The organism is Myxococcus sp. AB025B, from assembly GCF_006518215.1.
GTDB classification, from domain to species: Bacteria; Myxococcota; Myxococcia; order Myxococcales; family Myxococcaceae; genus Myxococcus; species Myxococcus fulvus.
Genome location: NZ_SRLW01000208.1, coordinates 1 through 17,916, shown reverse-complemented (window position 1 = coordinate 17,916; position 17,916 = coordinate 1). Strand labels below are relative to the sequence as shown.

The 17,916-nt window shown below is 70.0% G+C and carries 16 protein-coding genes; 2 read left to right on the top strand and 14 right to left on the bottom strand.

Annotated features, from left to right (window positions below):
* Window positions 1-121: 121 nt before the first annotated feature.
* The 5 genes from FL311_RS29035 to FL311_RS29015 form a co-directional block, all read right to left on the bottom strand.
* Entirely contained in the window at window positions 122-1,699 is a 1,578-nt protein-coding gene (locus tag FL311_RS29035) for an adenylate/guanylate cyclase domain-containing protein (RefSeq protein ID WP_141330120.1), read from the bottom strand.
* Window positions 1,700-1,773: 74 nt separating this feature from the next.
* Window positions 1,774-2,799, bottom strand: coding sequence for an inorganic phosphate transporter (locus tag FL311_RS29030; RefSeq protein ID WP_141330118.1), 1,026 nt, complete (start codon window positions 2,797-2,799; stop codon window positions 1,774-1,776).
* A gap of 1 nt (window position 2,800) precedes the next feature.
* Window positions 2,801-3,427: a DUF47 domain-containing protein gene (locus FL311_RS29025; protein WP_141330116.1), complete on the bottom strand. Its 627-nt coding sequence runs from the start codon at window positions 3,425-3,427 to the stop codon at window positions 2,801-2,803.
* Between the two features lie 191 nt (window positions 3,428-3,618).
* A complete protein-coding gene (trxA, locus tag FL311_RS29020; RefSeq protein WP_141330114.1) occupies window positions 3,619-3,945 on the bottom strand; it encodes a thioredoxin in 327 nt (108 codons plus the stop codon).
* Between the two features lie 124 nt (window positions 3,946-4,069).
* The gene (locus tag FL311_RS29015; protein WP_194869407.1) at window positions 4,070-4,972 is read right to left on the bottom strand and encodes a LysR family transcriptional regulator; all 903 of its coding nucleotides are present in this window, start codon (window positions 4,970-4,972) and stop codon (window positions 4,070-4,072) included.
* Window positions 4,973-5,124: 152 nt separating this feature from the next.
* On the opposite strand from FL311_RS29015, the gene dusA reads away from it, so the two are divergent.
* Window positions 5,125-6,123: a tRNA dihydrouridine(20/20a) synthase DusA gene (gene dusA, locus FL311_RS29010; RefSeq protein WP_141330122.1), complete on the top strand. Its 999-nt coding sequence runs from the start codon at window positions 5,125-5,127 to the stop codon at window positions 6,121-6,123.
* Window positions 6,124-6,213: 90 nt separating this feature from the next.
* Here dusA and FL311_RS29005 read toward each other — a convergent pair whose 3' ends face one another.
* From FL311_RS29005 to FL311_RS28990, 4 genes are all read right to left on the bottom strand, one after another.
* Window positions 6,214-8,166 carry a hypothetical protein gene (locus FL311_RS29005; protein ID WP_141330110.1) on the bottom strand — a complete coding sequence of 651 codons (1,953 nt, stop codon included), beginning with the start codon at window positions 8,164-8,166 and terminating at the stop codon, window positions 6,214-6,216.
* Window positions 8,167-8,318: 152 nt separating this feature from the next.
* Entirely contained in the window at window positions 8,319-8,873 is a 555-nt protein-coding gene (locus FL311_RS29000) for a CGNR zinc finger domain-containing protein (protein WP_141330109.1), read from the bottom strand.
* Between the two features lie 9 nt (window positions 8,874-8,882).
* Window positions 8,883-9,812: an arginase family protein gene (locus FL311_RS28995; RefSeq protein WP_141330107.1), complete on the bottom strand. Its 930-nt coding sequence runs from the start codon at window positions 9,810-9,812 to the stop codon at window positions 8,883-8,885.
* A 106-nt stretch (window positions 9,813-9,918) separates the two neighbouring features.
* Window positions 9,919-10,323: a GFA family protein gene (locus FL311_RS28990; RefSeq protein WP_141330105.1), complete on the bottom strand. Its 405-nt coding sequence runs from the start codon at window positions 10,321-10,323 to the stop codon at window positions 9,919-9,921.
* Between the two features lie 252 nt (window positions 10,324-10,575).
* On the opposite strand from FL311_RS28990, the gene FL311_RS28985 reads away from it, so the two are divergent.
* The gene (locus FL311_RS28985) at window positions 10,576-12,162 is read left to right on the top strand and encodes an adenosine deaminase (RefSeq protein WP_141330103.1); all 1,587 of its coding nucleotides are present in this window, start codon (window positions 10,576-10,578) and stop codon (window positions 12,160-12,162) included.
* A gap of 58 nt (window positions 12,163-12,220) precedes the next feature.
* Here FL311_RS28985 and FL311_RS28980 read toward each other — a convergent pair whose 3' ends face one another.
* The 5 genes from FL311_RS28980 to FL311_RS28960 form a co-directional block, all read right to left on the bottom strand.
* On the bottom strand, window positions 12,221-12,613 hold the full coding sequence (locus FL311_RS28980; protein ID WP_141330101.1) for a hypothetical protein: 393 nt from the start codon (window positions 12,611-12,613) through the stop codon (window positions 12,221-12,223).
* A gap of 125 nt (window positions 12,614-12,738) precedes the next feature.
* On the bottom strand, window positions 12,739-13,794 hold the full coding sequence (locus tag FL311_RS28975; RefSeq protein WP_141330099.1) for a hypothetical protein: 1,056 nt from the start codon (window positions 13,792-13,794) through the stop codon (window positions 12,739-12,741).
* A 214-nt stretch (window positions 13,795-14,008) separates the two neighbouring features.
* A complete protein-coding gene (locus FL311_RS28970) occupies window positions 14,009-14,695 on the bottom strand; it encodes a tetratricopeptide repeat protein (RefSeq protein WP_228557149.1) in 687 nt (228 codons plus the stop codon).
* A gap of 191 nt (window positions 14,696-14,886) precedes the next feature.
* Window positions 14,887-16,416: an acetyl-CoA hydrolase/transferase C-terminal domain-containing protein gene (locus FL311_RS28965; protein ID WP_141330095.1), complete on the bottom strand. Its 1,530-nt coding sequence runs from the start codon at window positions 16,414-16,416 to the stop codon at window positions 14,887-14,889.
* 125 nt (window positions 16,417-16,541) lie between these two features.
* Window positions 16,542-17,612, bottom strand: coding sequence for a hypothetical protein (locus FL311_RS28960; protein WP_141330093.1), 1,071 nt, complete (start codon window positions 17,610-17,612; stop codon window positions 16,542-16,544).
* Window positions 17,613-17,916: the final 304 nt, after the last annotated feature.

Below are 17,916 nucleotides of genomic sequence, written 5' to 3'. Positions count from 1 at the left end.
GGTCCGGGACGTCCATCCCGAGGTCCACGCGAGGTCGAGGCCGATGCCGTTCACGAACCCGAACGCTGACCGATGAGCCCGGTGCGAGTCAAGCCGCCCTCCCGGACGGGGGGACGACGGCTCACCCACCCGCCACGTCCCACTCCACGCGGTGCAGCGTCAGCGCCTCCTCTTTGCCCTTCACGTGGGTGGGGGGCAGCGTCGTCAAGGGCCAGCGCGACTCGCGCAGCCTCACGCGCGTGGCCTCGGAGAGGACCACCTGGCCCGCCTTCGCCACGCCGCACACCCGACTGGCCACGTTGGTGACGTCCCCGAGCGTGGCGTACTGGAGGTAGTGCTCGGAGCCGATGTTGCCCGCGGCGGCCGGGCCGCTGTTGAGGCCCACGTGGATGCGCAGCTCCGGCTGTCCCCGGGCCCGGAAGCGCGCGTTGAGCCCCGCAAGCTCGCGCTGCATGTCCACCGCCGCGCGCACGGCCCGGTCCGCGTCGTCCTCGCGCGAGAAGGGCGCGCCCCACACCGCCATCAGCGCGTCGCCGATGTACTTCTCCAGCGTCCCCTCGTGACGGAAGACCACGTCCGCCATCACCGGGAAGTACGCGTTGAGCATGTCCACCACGTCCCGGGGGCCGCGCGAGGAGGACAGGGGCGTGAAGTCGGAGATGTCCGCGAAGAGCACCGTCACCTCCGTCTCCACCACCTCCAGCGCCGTGCCGGGCGAGGCATGCAGCCTGCGCACGACGGCGGGCGGGAAGAAGCGCAGGTACGTGTTGCGCAGCACCGCCTCCTCCTCCAGCCGCCGCGTCAGCCGCGCGTTGTCGAGCGCCACCGCCGCCTGGTGGGCGAAGGCGGTGAGGAACTCCAGGTCGGCCTCCGTGAACAGGCCCCCGTGCGAGCGGTTGTCCACGTACAGCACGCCCAGCCACGTGTCCCGGGACTTGAGCGGCACGCACATGGCGGAGTGGATGGACTGCGCGCGGATGGAGACGGAGCTGTCCAGCCGCACGTCCTGCTGGGCGTTGGCGAAGAGCGCCGCCAGGCCGTGCTTGCGCACGGAGTCGACGATGTGCTGGCTATGGAAGCGCTCGGAGAGCACCTCGCCGGTGGCGGCGCGCGCCACGCGGGGACGCAGCTCGCCGGTGGCCTCGTCCATGAGCAGCAGCGCGGCCCGGTCCACGCCGAGCACGCGGAAGACGAGCTGGAGGATGCGCTCCAGCAGCGAGTCGAGCGAGCCGGGCGACGACAACAGCTGCGCCACCGCGAGCAGCACCTGGAGCCGCTCGCGCGTCGCGTCCGCCTCCGGCTCCGGGCGCACCCGCAGGCGCGGCGCGTCCAGGGACAGCTCACCGGGCGCGGGGGAGAAGCGCGTGTCCAGGGTGCGCGTGTGCAGCGGGCTCAGCCCCGCGTCCAGGTCGGGGTCCGCCGCGAGGAGCTGGAACCACACCTCGCCGCAGCGGAAGGCCTGGCCCGCGTCGAGCTCGTGGCGCTCCACGCGCTGCTCGCCGACGAAGGTGCCGTTCTTGCTGCCCTGGTCCACCAGCACCACGCGCGAGCTCACGCGCTCCAGGCGCGCGTGCCTGCGCGACAGGCTCTTGTGGAGCACGCAGACGGAGCTCTCCTCCGTCCTGCCGATGGTGGTGACGCCTTCGGGGAGCAGCAGCTCCTGCTCGCCCTCCCGCCCAGGGTTGAGGATGAGGCGCATGGCGCCCGGGATGCTACACCCGCCCGCGGGCCTCCCGAAGGAAGTGGCCGGCGCGGGCGGGGAGGGGCAAGCGCTCAGCCCACCAGGCGGACGACGACCTGGGTCATCCCGTAGATGAGCAGCGCCATCAGCGCGGACGCGGGGATGGTGAACACCCAGGCCCAGATGATGCGGCCCGCCACGCCCCACTTCACCGCGCGCCAGCCGCGCGTGGAGCCCACGCCGACGATGGCGCCGGTGATGGTGTGGGTGGTGGACACGGGGATGCCCAGCTCCGCCAGCGCGATGATGGTGACGCCGCCGCCGGTCTCCGCGCTGAACCCGCCGATGGGCGCCAGCTTCGTCAGGCTGTGGCCCATGGTGCGGATGATGCGCCAGCCGCCGAAGAACGTCCCCAGCGCGATGGCCGCGTGACAGGAGATGATCATCCACCAGTCGATGTGGAACGGACGGTCCGCCCAGATGGTGCCGAAGAGCACCACGGCGATGATGCCCATCACCTTCTGCGCGTCGTTGGTGCCGTGGCTGTAGGAGAAGATGGCGGACGAGACGAGCTGGAGCCGGCGGAACCAGACGTCCACCACGCGCGGCGTCTGCTTGTGCACCACCCAGGTGCTCACCAGCATCAGCGTCATGCCCAGCGTGGTGCCGATGAGCGGCGAGAGCACGATGAAGGCGGCGATCTTCGCGATGCCCGCGCCCATCAGGCCCTTGAGCCCCAGCACCGGCAGCGTCGCGCCAATCATGCCGCCCGCCAGCGCGTGCGAGGACGACGACGGCAGCCCCCACCACCAGGTGAGCAGGTTCCAGGCGATGGCGCCCATCAGCGCCGCGAAGATGACCGACAGCACCGCGGTGGGGCCCGTGGCGCGCAGCATCTCGAAGTTGATGATGCCCTTGCCCATGGTGTTGGCGACATGGACACCGCCGCCGAAGGCGGCCACGAAGTTGAAGAAGGCGGCCCACGCCACGGCCAGGTTCGGTGACAACACCCGGGTGGACACCACGGTGGCGATGGAGTTCGCCGCGTCGTGGAAGCCGTTGATGAAATCGAAGATGAGCGCCACTCCGACGATGACGATGACGGCCGCGAGTAGCATCTCAGGAGTGCTCCAGCACCACGCCTTCGATGACGTTCGCCACGCCCTGACACTTGTCCGTGGCGGTCTCGATGAGGTCGTAGATCTCCTTCCACTTGATGATGGTCAGAGTGTCGACCCCGCTCTTGAACAGCCGGCCCAGGCCCGAGCGAAGCACTTCGTCCGCCTGCGTCTCCAGGCGCTTGATCTCCTTGCAGCCGGCGAGGATCTGCTCCGGCTTCTTGATGAGCCGCAGCGCCGCCACCACCTCCTGCACCTTCTCGGCGGACAGCACCAGGAGCCGCGCCAGCTCCGTCGCGTCAGGCAGGCTGCTCTCGATTTCGTAGTAGTGCAGCCGTGACGCGGCCGCGTTCGCCAGGTCCAGCACGTCGTCGATGCGCGACAGCAGCGAGTGGATCTGCCCCCGGTCGAACGGGGTGATGAACTGCTTGTGCAGACGGTTGAAGGCGGTATGGGTGACTTCGTCACCCTGGTGCTCCACGTCCTTGAGCGCCTGGACCCGCCTGGGCACGTCCGTGTAGTCGCTGAGCAGTTCGTGAAGCATCTTCGCGCCCTGCACTGTGGCGGCGCACTGTTTGTCGAAGTCGTCGAAGAACTCGTCCGACTTGGGCATCAGCCTTTCGAGCATCGCTTCCCTCCCGGATGGGGGCATGCCCCGGGTGTCACCTTCGTGTGACACGGCCGAGGCGGCCCGTGACTACCTCACCTGGAGAGAATCGCCAGCCTTCCTTTTTGACTCGCAACGGAATGCCGGGCTCCGGGGCCCCGAGTCTCGCTGTATCGAGCCATTAGCCCGCCAACGGGGAGGGGCCCCCAGGTCTACAGGTGGGGAAGCAGCGCCTGTTCCAGCTTCGCCCGGGGCATGGCGCCCAGGAGCTGCTGGACGACCTGGCCGTCCTTGAAGAGCAGCAGGGCGGGGACGGAGCGGATGTTGTAGCGCTGGGCCGTCTCCTGGTTCGCGTCCACGTCCAGCTTCGCCACCTTCAGGCGGCCCCGGTACTCGGTGGCGAGCGCGGCCACGGTGGGGGCGATGGCGCGGCACGGCGGGCACCAGGCGGCGGTGAAGTCCACCAGCACCGGCTCCTTCGACTCGAGCACCTCCTGGTGGAACCGCGCGTCGCCCAGCTCGATGACGTCCGTGGCCATGTCCTGTCCTCCTGCGTTGGAGGCGCGGCGTCGGGGCCGTGCCTCGGTTCGAGCAGGACATGTAGTGGCCGGGGCGTTCGGGGGCGAGCGTCCCTCACGGAACGCGAGGTTGCGTGAAGGGCCCTCAACGCCTCCGGGGGGAGGGCGCCTCCGCCTCCCAGGGCAGCGACGCGCCGCGCTCCGAGAGCAGCGAGAGGAAGACGCGCAGCTTGGGTGGGAGCTGGCGGCTGCTCGGGTAGACGGCGAACACGGGCAGGCCCGGCGGCGTCGCGGCCTCCAGGACGGGAACGAGCAGGCCGCTGCGCACGTCGTCGACGACGAGGGAGGCAGGCAGGCGGACCACGCCCAGGCCCGCGCGGGCGGCGGCCTGTCCCGCGCGCACGCTGGGGACGCGGAGGCGTCCGGTGACGGGGCGGCTCGAGGCCTCGCGGCCCTCGCCGAAGAACCAGACCTCGTCGGTGCCGGGCTCGGCGAGCACGACGCAGGCATGGCCCTGGAGGTCGGCGGGGGTGCGGGGTGTGCCCTGGCGGGCGAGGTACGCGGGGCTGGCGTAGTAGCCGGTGCGCAGCCGCCCGAGCTTCCGGGCCACCAGCGACGAATCGGGGAGGGGGCCGGTGCGCAGCGCCACGTCGTACTCCTCGGCGATGAGGTCGACATGGGCCTCGGCGAGCGCCAGCTCCACGCGCAGCAGCGGGTGGTGCAGGAGCAGCTCCGCGATGAGCGGGGTGAGCAGCTCGCCCAGCAGCGAGAGGGTGGCGATGCGCAGGGTGCCCTGGGGCGTGGCGCGCGACTCGCCCAGGGCGCGGTTCACCTCGCGGGCCTCGGAGACCAGCCGCGCGCAGTGGACATGGTAGTCGCGCCCCGCCTCGGTGAGGCGCAGGTGGCGCGCGTTGCGCTCCAGCAGGCGGACCCCCAGCCGCTCCTCGAGCGCGGAGAGCCGGCGGCTCACGGTGGACTTGCGCAGTCCCAGCCGCAGGGCCGCGGCGGTGAGCCCTCCGGCGGTGACCACCTCGGTGAAGAGCAGCATGTCATCCAGCAGGGGCGGGCTCGGAGGCACGGAGGTGGAGCCTAGCCGAGCAGGTCGTCCGGCTCCTCGCTCTTCGGGCCTCCGGGCGTCACTGGGGGGTGGGCAGGGGAGGAAAAGCCGGGTAGATGCAGGACGTTTCCCAGGTCCTGCCCATGATGCCCTCAAGCCCCATGCCGTTGTGTGTCGCGCCGATGATGGACTGGACGGACCGGAACTGCCGGTACTTCCACCGTCAAATCAGCCGGCACACGCTCCTGTACACGGAGATGTTGACCACGGGCGCCGTGCTCCACGGCGACCGCGAGCGGCTGCTGGGCTACGAGGCGGCCGAGCACCCGGTGGCCATCCAGCTGGGCGGCTCGGAGCCGGAGGCGTTGGCGGAGGCGGCGCGCATCGCCGAGTCGTGGGGCTACGACGAGGTGAACCTGAACGTCGGCTGCCCCAGCGACAGGGTGCAGTCGGGGCGCTTCGGCGCGTGTCTGATGGCGGAGCCGGAGCTGGTGGCGCGGCTGGTGGGCGCGATGCGCTCGGCGGTGAGCATCCCGGTGACGGTGAAGTCGCGCATCGCCATCGATGAGATGGAGGAGTGGCCCACGCTGGAGCGCTTCGTGCGGCGGATTGCGGCCGAAGGGTGCACGCGCTTCATCGTGCATGCGCGCAAGGCGTGGCTCCAGGGGCTGAGCCCCAAGGAGAACCGCGACGTGCCGCCGCTGCGCTACGATTTGGTGCACCGGCTCAAGCAGGAGCTGCCGCACCTGGACATCAGCATCAACGGCGGCATCAAGACGCTGGACGCGGCGGCCGAGCACCTGGCGCATGTGGACGGGGTGATGATTGGCCGCGCCGTCTACGAGAACCCGTACCTCCTGGCGGAGGCGGACCGCCGCTTCTTCGGTGCGACGCAGGCCCCGCGCGAGCGCCACGAGGTGGTGGAGGCGATGCTCCCGTACATCGAGCGCAGCCGGCAGCGGGGCGCGCCGCTGAGCGCGGTGACGCGGCACATGCTGGGCCTGTTCCAGGGCCTGCCGGGCGCGCGCGCGTGGCGGCGGCACCTGAGCGAGAACGCGCACAAGCCCGGCGCCGGGCCCGAGGTGGTGGTGGCCGCGCTCGCCAAGGTGCGCCGCGAGCCCGACGCCGTCGTGGCGGCCTGAGCCCGGAGCGCCTCGCGTCGACGACAGACACGACGAAGCCCGGGCCCTCACCTCGAGGACCCGGGCTCGCGGGGGTGAAACCGTGCTGGCTCAACCGATGACGAGCTCGCCCGACAGGGGCTTCTTGCCCTCGTCCATGAAGAGCCCGAAGTAGCTCTGCGCCAGCTTGTACTCGTTGTACGCCGGCGAGCAGGCCATGTTGCGCACCGCCATCAGCGGATCATTGGGCTTGCCGTCGTAGTCGGTGAGCAGGACGTTGATGCCCATGTGCCCGCCGTTCTGCGCCTGGATGCCGGAGCGGCGCTGCATCTCCTCGATGTCGTCGGCCGTCAGGTTGAGGGTGATGGGCTTGTCGTGCTCGCGCGCGGCCTTCGCCTTGTCCGCGTCACCGGTGAACGAGTACACGAGCAGCTCGCGCGCGTTGTCGTCCTTGGTGTCGAACTTCATCGCGAACTTCTCGGAGCCGGGGACCAGCTTGCCGTCCTTGTCGTACTTCTGCTCGATGGTGATGTCCGGGTGGTCACCGCCGTAGGTGATGTCGGACGTCAGCGACTTCGTCCCATCCGGGTGGTGCGTGATGAGGTAGTCGCCGGTGTTGGTGGTGCCGTCGGTCTCGATGCTGAAGGGCCCCACGTCGATGCCCACCTTGCCGCCCGTCGACTCGTAGTTGATCTTGTCGAAGCGCAGCGTGTTGGACACGCCCGGGCCTTCCTTCTCCGGCATCCGGCCGTCCTTGGCGAAGGCCTCGAAGGCCTTCTGGCCCTCGGGGTTGCCCAGGTCGAACTCGGCGGTGCGCAGCTTGTACTCCTTGAGCGTGTCCTCGCGGCCCATGCTCACGGAGACGGGGCCGGCGCCCAGCGTCACCTTGCCGTTGTTCTCGATGAACTCCGTGGGGCCCGTCGTCATCGACAGCTTGTCGCCCGTGCGGCTCACCTCGATGGACATGCCCTTGCCGCTCTTGACGTCGCCGGAGATGCCCAGCTCCACCGCGTGGTAGGACAGGCCCACGTCCAGGCCATAGCCGGTGAACTGGCTCTGCTCCATCTTGATGGACGTGCCATCCGGAATCGTCTCCGGGTTGAGCGGGTGCGGCGGCGCGATTTCACCGCGCTTGAGCTTCTCGAAGTCCGCCTCCGTCATCTTCACTTCGTACGTCATGCTCTTGCCGGCCTCGACGCTGCCCTCCACGGACGCGCCCACGCCGACCTTGGCCTTCTTGAACTCCACCGAGCCCGACGCGGACACGGACGTCTCCGCGTTGATGGACACCGTGACGAAGCCGTCCTCCTTCTTCACGTCCTTCTCGAGCGTGTCGCTGAACTCCACCGACACGGGGCCCGCCTGGCCCGGGATGGTGGTCTCGTGCGGCTGCACGTTGGCCGCGTCCGGCACGCCGCCCACGTCCGCCGGGTAGTCGGCCACCATCATCCGCTGCAGCTCGGGGGACACGTTCGCGTCCGCCAGCGCCTGGGCGCGCTCGGGCGAGCCCGCCTCGGTGCCGAACACCTTGGCCGCGGTGGTGCCGGGGATGGAGCCCGCCTCGGTGTAGTGCGAGTTGCCCTGGAGGTACGACTTCATGTCGTCCCAGCTCTTGCCGTTGCTGGGGTCCAACACGCGCTCACCCTGGCGCACGACGACGTGGCCCGACTGGCCCTCGGCGCCCGCGCGCGAGTCCTTCAGGAACACCAGGTCCGAGCGACCCTGCAGCTCCGGCGAGGACTTGTTGATGAAGTCCGCGGCCTTGTCCAGGCAGTTGACCTTGGCGTCCTTGCTGTCTTCCGTGAACAGCGACGTCGAGGGGGCCCCCTGGCCATCCAGCTTCAGCTTGTTCTTCGCGCCCGCGGGCTCGAAGGTGGACACGTCCTTCTTCTGCGCGGCCAGCTTCTTGGCCGCCTCCGCGGCCTTCTTCGCGGCCTCCGCGGCAGCCTGCCGAGCCGCCTCCGCCGCCCTGCGTGCCGCCTCTTCCGCGGCCCGGCGCGCGGCCTCCGCCGCCCTGCGTGCCGCCTCTGCTGCTCCACCGTCACCAACGCGTCCAGTTCCCATGGGGTGTGGGCTCCTAGCTGCCGTACGAGATTCCCAATTCTCGGGAGTCGACGCGCCGGGTTGCGGATGGCGAGGAGTTTCCGGACGTTACCCGCGAGATTCGGCCCGGGAGTGAAGCCCTGGCGCTCATCCCGTGCGGATGTGGAGGTGCTTCAGCGTCGGGGCGGGCTGGCGCGGAAGCGCTGGAGCTTGGTGCGGTTGCCGCACACGGCCATGGAGCACCACCGGCCGGAGCGGTTCTTGGAGGTGTCGTAGAAGGCCTCCTGGCAGGCGCCCGCGGCGCACACCTTCATCCGGGGCCAGTGGCCGTCGCGCTGGGTGGAGACGATGGCGGCGAACAGGGCGCCCAGGGCCTTCCAGCCGCCGGTGGCGGCGGGGCGCAGCGACACGCCGTCCTGGCCGAAGCCCACGGTGAGGGGGCTGGAGGCGGCGACGCGCTCCAGCGTCTTCAAATCCGAGGCGGCCAGCGGCTCGCCGGTGTGGGAGAGGAGCACGGCGCGCAGGGCCTCGCGGGCGTCGATGGCGGCGCGGAAGGCGTCCGGGGAGAAGCTGTCCGAGGAGGACACGAGACCTTGTGCGCGGCACCAGGCGTCGAGCGCGCCAGGCGTGGGCACGGCGTCGACGAGCTTCTCCACGTCGAGCGTGTTGACGAACTCGAGGAGCAGGACGACGTCCGTGGGGAGTCCGGGGCTGCGCGCATCGGCCATGCGGTGGGCCTATCGTGTCCTGGGCGTGGGCACCAGGGCCCCCAGGCCGCGGGTGAGCACCTCGACGAGGGCCCGGGCCGCGTCGCGCCGGGGGTCCAGGCTCGGGTCGTAGATGGTGACGTCCAGGCCCACGGCCAGGCCCGAGTCGACGAGTCGGGCGACCAGCTCCCCGAGCTCCGCCACGCGCAGGCCGTCGGGCTGGCGCGAGTCGACGGCGGGCATCACCGCGTCGTCCATGACGTCCGCGTCCAGGTGCATCCAGAAGCCGCGCACGCCGCGCTCCTTGAAGCGGGTGAGGGCGCGCTTCGCTCCGGCGGCGATTCCCTCCGCGCGCAGGACGTCCAGGTCCAGCCAGGCCATGCCCGTGTCGCGCGCGTCCTCCGCGCCGACCTTCTCACCCTGGCGCTCCGGGTCCCTGACGCCGAGCACGGCCACGTCCTCGTCGAGGACGAGCGGGCCGCGGTCCTCCAGGTTCGACAGCAGGGCGGGGCCCCGGCCGGTGGAGAGCCAGAGGTCCATCCCCGCGGCGCCGCCGAGCTCGGAGGCCTCCGGCGGCCAGAAGTCGGTGTGTCCATCCATGAAGGCGAGCCCCGAGTGCGCGCCGGTGCGCTTCAGTCCCAACAGGCACCCGAGCAGGATGCTGCAGTCCCCGCCCAGGACGAGCGGGAAGCGCCCGGCGCGCACGATGGCCTCGACGGCGTCCGCGAGCTGGAGGCTCAGCTCGGCGATGCCATGGGGATTGAGGATGTGCGTCCGGGCGTCGCGCTGCTCCACGTAGGGCCGGGGCGCCACGGTGTGCTCCACCTTCGCCTGGAGCTCGAGCCCCAGGCCCGCCTCCATCAGGGCCTCGGGAAGCAGGTCCACACGGGGAATCCGCCCGTCCGGACGGCTCAGCCCCAGACCGGAGGGCACGGCGACGAGGGCGATGGGCGATGACATGGGCGCTCCCTGGTTGAGGGTGGATAACCGTTGAAGTCGATTCAGTGGTTTCCATGAGGGTAGGGGGTGGCGCGCCGATGTGCAACCCTCTAGGTGTGTTCAGTGGTTATCCGGGATGCGGCCTGGGCGGAATGGTGTCGAACCGGGGCGTCCCTTCCTCCAGCTCGTAGTAGTCGCCCTTGCTGGCCAGGTGGACGTGGAGCGCCACGCGCGTCCGCGTGGGCGTGTCGAACGCGCCCATGGCGATTCCAATCCAGTCGCGCTGGAGCGGGTCCCAGAACAGCGACGCGCCGCAGACCGAGCAGAACCCGCGCCGCGCCTTCTCCGAGGACTGGAACCAGCGGACCTGGTCCTGTCCCTCGATGGTGACCGCCGAGCGGGGCACGTCCGTCGACACGAAGTAGTGCCCCGAGTGCTTGCGGCACTTCGTGCAATGACAGGCGTCGGGGGCGGGAAGCTCGCCCTCCACCGTGAAGCGGACCGCGCCGCACAAGCAGGAACCCCGATGCATGGATGACCTCGTCCGAAGGGTGGGGGTGGGGAGCCTGCGGCTTCCGCCGCGGACAGACAAGTGCAACCTTCCGGACGGCGCGCCAGCATGTCAAGACCGTCGAGGGACGGCGCGAGGGCGTGGGTCATGGTTGAAAAGTCCCTCTTGGCGCAGCCCGATGCGCGGCAGGGAACGCATGGCGCCCGCGCCGACTGGTGTTCGCCGCACCGCGGACAAGACGCTCCTCGGACACCCCCGCCGTGAGGTCCCCACATGAGCAAGCTTTCGCTGGTCGTCGTCACGATGACGCTGGGCCTGAGTGCCTGCAGGGAGGAGCCGGAGCCTCCCACTCCGCGTCCCCCCGAGGACCTGACGCAGGAGCACATGGAGACCCTGCGCACCAACCCCACCGCGCTCGCCGCCTTCCTGCGCGACATGCCCAAGGGCGGCGACCTCCACAGCCACACCTCCGGCGCCATCACCATGGAGAAGCTCATCCAATGGGGCTCCGAGGACGGCGCCTGCGTCAACCCCACCACCTACGTGGCGAGCAACCCCTGTGAGCAGGGCTCGACGCCCCTGTCCAACACGGCGTCGGACCGGGCCCTCTATGACGCGGTGATGGGCGCCTGGTCGATGGAGGGCTTCACCGGCCCGCTGCTGGAGGCGCACCAGCACTTCTTCGATGCCTTCGCCAAGTACGGCGCGGTGCAGACGGAGGCCCGGGGGGACGACATCTACGCGGACATCCTCTCCCGCGCGGGCCAGCACAACCAGGTCTACGTGGAGCTGATGCAGGGCTTTGGCGCGAGCACGGGGGGACGGCTCGCCGCGCCGCTGTTCTCACCCACGGACCCCTGGGATGCGCCGACGCTGTTGGCGAAGCGCGAGCAGCTCATCGCCCTGCCGGACTTCCAGACGGCGCTGACCCGTCAGGCGGAGAGCATTGCCAGCTTCCTGGCGGGGAGTCGGCAGGTGATGGCCTGTGGCACGCCCCAGGCGGACCCGGGCTGCGACGTGGAGGTGCGGCTGCTGGTGTCGGCCAACCGCACGGCGGAGCGGGCCAACGTCTTCGGCCAGTGGGTGTATGCCTTCGAGCTGGCCCAGCGCGTGCCCCAGATTGTCGGCGTCAACCTGGTGTCACCCGAGGAGCACCCGAACTCGCTCGCGTACTACAACGACGAGATGTTCGCGCTGGGCACGCTGGATGACCACAACGACACCACGCCCGGCCGCAAGACGGTGCACGTCTCCCTGCACGCGGGCGAGCTGATTCCCGAGGTGCTCAAGCCCGAGGACCAGGGGCACCTGCGCTTCCACATCCGCAACGCCGTGAAGCTGGCGCACGCGGAGCGCATCGGCCACGGGGTGGACGTGTTGGGCGAGACGGACGGGGAGGGCGTCGACGCGCTCCTGCGCGACATGCGCGAGGCAGGCGTGCTGGTGGAGATCTGCCTGTCCTCGAACAACGTCCTGCTGGGCGTCAAGGGCACGGACCATCCGCTCTCCGCGTACCTGGTGGAGAAGGTGCCGGTGACGCTGGCGACGGATGACTCCGGCATCCTCCGGGGGGACATCACCCAGGAGTACGTCGCGGCGGCCACCGTCCAGGGGCTCGACTACAAGACGCTCAAGCAGCTGGCGCGCGCCAGCCTCGAGCACGCCTTCGTTGAGGGAGACAGCCTGTGGGCCCAGCGGGATGTCTTCACGGCCAAGGTGGCGGCCTGCGCCCAGGACGACGCGGGCGAGGCGGGCCCGTCCGCGTCGTGTCAGAGCTTCCTGGGGACCAACAAGCGCGCGGCGCTGCAGTGGCGCCTGGAGGCGCAGTTCACGAACTTCGAGGCGCGCTTCGCGAACTGATGCCGGGGCCGTGGTCGCGCGAGTCCCTGGCGCGACCCCGGCTCAACCCAGGCGCGGCTCAGCAGTTCTGCTTGCAAGGCGGCGGCGGGCCGACGGGCGGCGGGCTGCCGGCGGGCGGCGTGTTGATGCTGCTGTGGCAGGTGTAGAGCTGCAGGTCATAACAGTACTGGCGGTAGTACTGGGCCGTCGGGCCGGAGCCGGCCATGTACTGGGAGCAGTTCCAGAAGCTCCACTTGTACGGCGTCGCGGCCGGGCAGCTCCCATCCACCCACCCGCCGCTGCCATAGTCGCGACACGAGCCCTGGAACGTCCCGACGCTGCACGCGTTCTGCTCCACCTGGCCCAGGTCCTCCGCCTCCGGGGACACCTCGTCCATCGGCGTGCCACCACAGGCGACGGCGCCCACGCACAGCACTCCCAGTAACAACGGACGCATGACTTGCTTCAACATGGATTGACCTCTTGGATTGTCAGCCCGCCGTGGCCGGGACCTCCCCGTCGGCGAGTGGAGGCCACCCTACGTTCCCCTCTGATTAACCGGGATTAAGCGCGATTAAATGTGGCGGAGGCCAGGCGTCAGCCCACCAGCCCTGGCGAAGGCGGCGAGAGCAGGTCCTCCCAGTAGCGCAGCTCGGGATAGACCTCCTGCAACAGATAGCGCCGGCTGCGGAAGTGCCAGTAGATGAAGCTCTTGAGGTAGTGCTCGACGTGAGCCCTCAGCTCCGGGGCGCGTGAGGACGCCGACTCCAGGATGGCGTGGTAGTTCCTCACCGTCGTGGCGAGCGTCTCCCGGTACACCTCCAGGTAAGGGCGCTTCTGTGTCTGGGATTGCTTGAACAGGTAGCAGTTCTCGAAGTCGAGCTGGGACTTCGCCTCCTTGTAGAAGGAGAAGACGTCGTTGGTGAATGCGATGAAGTCCCGCGCCGCCTCCAGGGTGTCCACCCAGAACAGCGGGTCGCGCGCGAAGCTCAGCCGCGCGTCGATGAACTGGAGGGACAGGTACCAGAACTCCGAGGAGCCGTTGTGGTCGCGGATGTACCGGACGCTGTGCGTGGTGCGCTGGGCGCCGTGCCGGGCCACCAGCACCTCGAGCAGCGTTCCAAGGTGGTACTGGAAGAACAGGTTCTTGTAGAGGCCCAGGAAGTCCGCGTCGCAAGAGTGGCCCAGCTCCTCGAAGGAGAAGTCGACGTAGTCCATGAGCGGAGAGGGCGGGTGGGCCACCGCGCTCGCATGCTTGAGGGACAGGAAGTGCTTCTCCGGGTTGTATTCCTTGTCGGGGTCGAACCACAGCACCAGGCTCCAGACGCGACTGATGGCCCGGCCCAGCCTGGGGTCCTGGATGGGAATCGTGATGTGGCGCATGTATGTCATGGTCTGGATGAACTCCTCATCCATGTCCAGGCCACGGGCCAAGGCTTCCTGTCGGATGAAGCGGGTCTCCCGCTCGACCTCCGCCAGGTCGACCGCGGGCTCGAAGACGGGAATGTTCCTCTCGCGGGAATCACCCGGGACGGGGCCGATGAGGCGTATCAGCTTGCGCAGCTCCCCCGAGCGGAGGACGTTCTCCGCCTCTTCGCGAAAGCCCTGGTGCCTGATTTGTTCCAGTCTGGGATTGAGTTCGAGCTCGAGCATGTGCGGCCCCCACGTCCGGGTGTCGGGTGTGGATGTTCAAGCTAATGCGGTCGCGGCGGGCGGCAGCCGCGGGGCCCTTGGGTTGTGATTGGCCGCGTGGGCATGTTCAGTCCGCATCAGTGACATCGCCCTCGGATGCAGGAGGGCAGGGGGGCCTTTCGTCCTGCGGGCTCGACTGCGGGCCCGAGGCGAAAGGCCGCGGCGGGAGCGTGTTTCAGGGCACGTCGAGTGCCTGGACTGCCGAGCGCAGCGCGTCCGGCAGCCAGTCCGGGTCTCCCCGGCGCAAGGCTGCGAGCCCGGCCTGGAAGTCCGCGCGCGCGCCGCCGACGTCGCCGAGCCGCACGCGGAGCAGGCCGCGCTCGTGGAGCAGCTCCGGGTCGATGTCCGCGCCCTGTTGCAGGGCGAGCGCGGCGGACAGGTCCTCCAGCGCCTCCGCGTGCATTCCCATGCGCGCGCGCACGGCGGCTCGTTGCTGGAGCAGCCAGGGATTGTCCTGGTCCTCGGCCAGCGCGAGCGTCCAGTCCTGCTCCGCGCGGGCGTCCTGTCCGAGCGCCTCCAGGGACTCGGCGCGCTTCATGTGCAGCACCAGCGCCTTGCGATAGCCGCCATCCACCAGCGCGTCGAAGTCCGCCACGGCCTCCGCATGGCGACCCAGCCGGGCGAGGCACAGCGCGCGGTGCAGCCGGGTCGTCCGGTGTCCAGGGGCCAGCTCCAGGACGCGCTCGAACCAGGGGAGCGCCTCGGCCGGAGCGCCGCCCCAGATGCCGAGCGTCATCGCCAGCTCCATCAGGACGATGCCCAGCCTCGGGTGCGCTTCGGCGAGCGCGCGCACCTGCGCGAGCGCGGAGGTGTACCGGCCCGTCCGTCGCAGTCGGTCGACCTGTCGGAGCTGCTCCGCCACCTCGGGAGGGCAGGGCTCCCGCCCGTTCCTCGCGGTGCCTCCGGTTCTCGCCGCGTCGACGGCCGTGGAGGCCTCCGCAGGCATGCGGGAGGCGCGCCCCTCGGAGGGGGGTGGCGTCGTCGCGGGGCTCCCTGGCCCGGGCGTTCCCCTTGGCGCGTCGTCTCTGTCGTCCCGCCCCGCCATGCCGGTGCTCAGCCTCCCTGGGGGAAGGCGCGGCAGGCGGCGTCGTAGTCGCGCCACCAGGCCTCGAGCACCTTCATGTCCGTGGCGCGCGGCTCGTCCCCCGGGCCCGCCATGTCCAGGTACGCGTGCAACAGCGGCCGGAAGTAGGGGTGGGCGCAGTGGTCGATGATGTCCGTGGCCCGCCGCCGGGGTGAGCGGATGTCCATGTTGCGCGCGTAGCCGTGCTCGGTGACGACACACTTGATGTCGTGCTCCGTGTGGTCGATGTGCCGCACGTACGGCATCACGCAGCTCACCGTCCGCCCGTCCTTGAGCTTCCGCACCGACGGCGTGTGCACGATGCTCAGGTACGCGTTGCGGAAGAAGTCCCCGGAGCCGCCCAGCCCGTTGACGATGCGCGAGCCGTCGATGTGCGTCGAGTTCACGTGCCCGTAGATGTCCACCTCGATGGGCGTGTTCATCGCGATGACGAACAGCCGCGAGATGATTTCAGGGCTGTTCGACAGCCACATCGGCCGCAGCACCAGCCGCTCCTTGCACCGCTCGAACAGCTGCTGGAACCGCTGGCGCCCCTCGGCGGAGAAGGACACCGCCGTGGCGGACGCGTACTCGAACTTCGCGTCGTCCTCCACGTAGCGCAGCATCCCGTCCTGGAACACCTCGGTCCAGAAGCGGATCTTCTGGAACGGTGACTCGTACAGCTCCCCGATGATGGCGTTGGCCACGTTGCCCACGCCGGACTGGATGGGCGGCAGCCGCTTGCCCCAGCCGAACTCCTCGCGGCAGCTCAACAGGAAGTCCACCACGTTGCGCGCGATGCGCTTGTCCGTGTCGTCCGCCGCCTTGAAGGGCACCGGGTGGTCCGGCGTCCTCGACTCCACCACCGCCACCACCTTGCCCAGGTCGAACTCCACGTACGGCGTGCCGATGCGGTCCCTCACGTTCAACAGCGGCAGCGGCCAGCCCACGTGCGGATGCACCGTGGGCACGACGATGTCGTGGAAGCCCGTGTAGTCCGGCGCGGACGTGTTCACCTCGAGGATGATCTTCTTCGCCTTCGCCAGCGCCTCCGCGCTGATGCCCACCGAGGACGTCAGGATGACGCTGCCGTTGGGGCGGATGCGCGACACCTCCACCACCGCCACGTCGATGTCGCCATAGAACCCGTACATCAGGTTGCGCGCGAAGGCGGACAGGTGCACGTCCGTGAAGTCCATCTCCCCGGCGTGGATGCGCCGACGCGACGCGGACGAGGACATGTACGGCCCGCGCTTGCGGATGAAGGGCGCCATGGGGCCCTCCACGTCCTCGGACAGCGACGCCCCGGACAGCAGCGTGAGCCGCGTCTGGGGCGCGGTGCGCGACAGGTGGAAGGCCAGCGCGGGGAAGAACGTCTTGGGCTCGCCCGACTTGGTGAAGCCGCTGATGGCCACCGTGTTCCCGTCGGTGACGTGCTTCACGGCCTCCTCGACGGGGACGACCCGGGCCAGGAGGTCGGCGTTCTGGATGCGGTCCTTCAGCGTGCTCGGAGCGGTCATGTTCAAGTCGGGAACCCCCGCGGAAGGCGGCGGGTCCGCAGTCGAAGATGTCACACCCGGCGCCCCGGACGGAGCACGACGCACGCCCCCTCGTTCGCCCTGTGTCCTGCCATCCATCAGCTCCGCTAGCGCAAGCCCGGCGGGCGCCGCGTCCCGGTGTCCCCGGGCGCCTCCTCGGCCTTGAGCCTGGCGCCGGGGGACAGCTCGAAGACGAGCCCGAGCTGCCACTGGCTCAGCCGCTCCAGGAAGAGGATGTTGTACGAGTCCTGCCCGTACACGTAGCGGGTGAAGACGCCGAAGCCCGCGCCCCAGTAGGGCAGCGCGGCGAGCTCGCCGCTCACCGTGGCGCGCCGATGGGGCGTCTCGCCGAAGGGCGCGGACACGGTCCCCTCGAGCCGGAAGCGGTGCTGGTGCCAGACGCGCTCGCCCAGCACGATGATGCCCCAGCCGCCCTGGCCGTAGACGCGCCGCTGGTCCTCGGTGATGCCGCCCGAGCCGATGGCCGTGTTCAGCTCCAGGAACGCGCCGCCGCCCACCAGCCACGCGCTGTCCAGGTCCGGGTCCACGCCGAAGGCCACGCGCGCGTGCAGCTCGCCGCGCACGAAGTTGGTGGAGAAGCTGCCGGTCAGCTCGTTGAGCGGCAGCTCCCCCAGGGCCGGCTCGCAGTCGGGGTCGGTGCCCTCCTGGTTCGCGAAGAAGCAGCCGTCCTGGCCATTGGAGTAGTGGCCCACCGTGAGGTTCGCCGCGAGCGCCAGCCCCCGCATCGGGCGGTCCTCCGCCAGCGAGCCCGGCAGCACGCGCAGGTGCGCCACCTGGAGCGTGATCTTCGGGACGTACGAGGGCGGGATGACGGGGCTGCTGTCCGTGTTCAGCATCCGCAGCCGGATGTACGGCGTGAGCACCGCGGTGAGGAACCACTCGCCGTGCTCGCTCCGGAAGTGGCCCGAGTGCAGCTGGGGCAGGAAGAGGTTGGGGGCGAGCTGCGCCTCGAACAGCAGCGGCGCCGGGGAGTCGGGGTCTCCCTGCCGGCGGATGCGGTTGGGCGAGCCGAAGATGTAGCTGCGGTCCAGGAAGAGCGGAGCGGGCGTGTTGTACTCCACCTTCCAGTCGGCCCGGGCCCCGCCCGCCGCGAAGAGGAGCGCCAGCGCGAGGCCCCACGAGGCACGGCCCCTGGGCTGGGCGAGGACGGTTCGCATCCGGCGGGTGTCTCCTGGCGACGAAGGCCCTCGAGGACGGAGGCCTGCACGCCTCCTCTAGCCGGCCCGGGCCCCGTCCTCATCCGACCCGCCAGGGGTTTGTCGCGAGAAGGGAACAGGTGGACGGGTGGACGTGTTGGGCGCCGCGATTCCGTGCTTTGGTGCACAACCCACCCCATCCTCGGGAGACCTACACTTTCATGCGCAACCTCCTCATCGTCAGCGCGGGCGTGGCCGCGCTCGCCTCCACCGGATGCGCGACCTCCAAGGACGCCCGTCCCGAGGACGCCGCCACCTCCACCGC

What these genes read in the sequence shown, in the direction of transcription:
- FL311_RS29005 (WP_141330110.1), bottom strand. Translation starts at nt 8,166, where the DNA reads ATGGGAACTGGACGCGTTGGTGACGGTGGAGCAGCAGAGGCGGCACGC.
- FL311_RS28980 (WP_141330101.1), bottom strand. Translation starts at nt 12,613, where the DNA reads ATGTTGAAGCAAGTCATGCGTCCGTTGTTACTGGGAGTGCTGTGCGTG.
- FL311_RS28990 (WP_141330105.1), bottom strand. Translation starts at nt 10,323, where the DNA reads ATGCATCGGGGTTCCTGCTTGTGCGGCGCGGTCCGCTTCACGGTGGAG.
- FL311_RS28965 (WP_141330095.1), bottom strand. Translation starts at nt 16,416, where the DNA reads ATGACCGCTCCGAGCACGCTGAAGGACCGCATCCAGAACGCCGACCTC.
- dusA (WP_141330122.1), top strand. Translation starts at nt 5,125, where the DNA reads ATGATGCCCTCAAGCCCCATGCCGTTGTGTGTCGCGCCGATGATGGAC.
- FL311_RS29035 (WP_141330120.1), bottom strand. Translation starts at nt 1,699, where the DNA reads ATGCGCCTCATCCTCAACCCTGGGCGGGAGGGCGAGCAGGAGCTGCTG.
- FL311_RS29030 (WP_141330118.1), bottom strand. Translation starts at nt 2,799, where the DNA reads ATGCTACTCGCGGCCGTCATCGTCATCGTCGGAGTGGCGCTCATCTTC.
- trxA (WP_141330114.1), bottom strand. Translation starts at nt 3,945, where the DNA reads ATGGCCACGGACGTCATCGAGCTGGGCGACGCGCGGTTCCACCAGGAG.
- FL311_RS28975 (WP_141330099.1), bottom strand. Translation starts at nt 13,794, where the DNA reads ATGCTCGAGCTCGAACTCAATCCCAGACTGGAACAAATCAGGCACCAG.
- FL311_RS28985 (WP_141330103.1), top strand. Translation starts at nt 10,576, where the DNA reads ATGAGCAAGCTTTCGCTGGTCGTCGTCACGATGACGCTGGGCCTGAGT.
- FL311_RS29000 (WP_141330109.1), bottom strand. Translation starts at nt 8,873, where the DNA reads ATGGCCGATGCGCGCAGCCCCGGACTCCCCACGGACGTCGTCCTGCTC.
- FL311_RS29025 (WP_141330116.1), bottom strand. Translation starts at nt 3,427, where the DNA reads ATGCTCGAAAGGCTGATGCCCAAGTCGGACGAGTTCTTCGACGACTTC.
- FL311_RS29015 (WP_194869407.1), bottom strand. Translation starts at nt 4,972, where the DNA reads ATGCTGCTCTTCACCGAGGTGGTCACCGCCGGAGGGCTCACCGCCGCG.
- FL311_RS28995 (WP_141330107.1), bottom strand. Translation starts at nt 9,812, where the DNA reads ATGTCATCGCCCATCGCCCTCGTCGCCGTGCCCTCCGGTCTGGGGCTG.
- FL311_RS28960 (WP_141330093.1), bottom strand. Translation starts at nt 17,612, where the DNA reads ATGCGAACCGTCCTCGCCCAGCCCAGGGGCCGTGCCTCGTGGGGCCTC.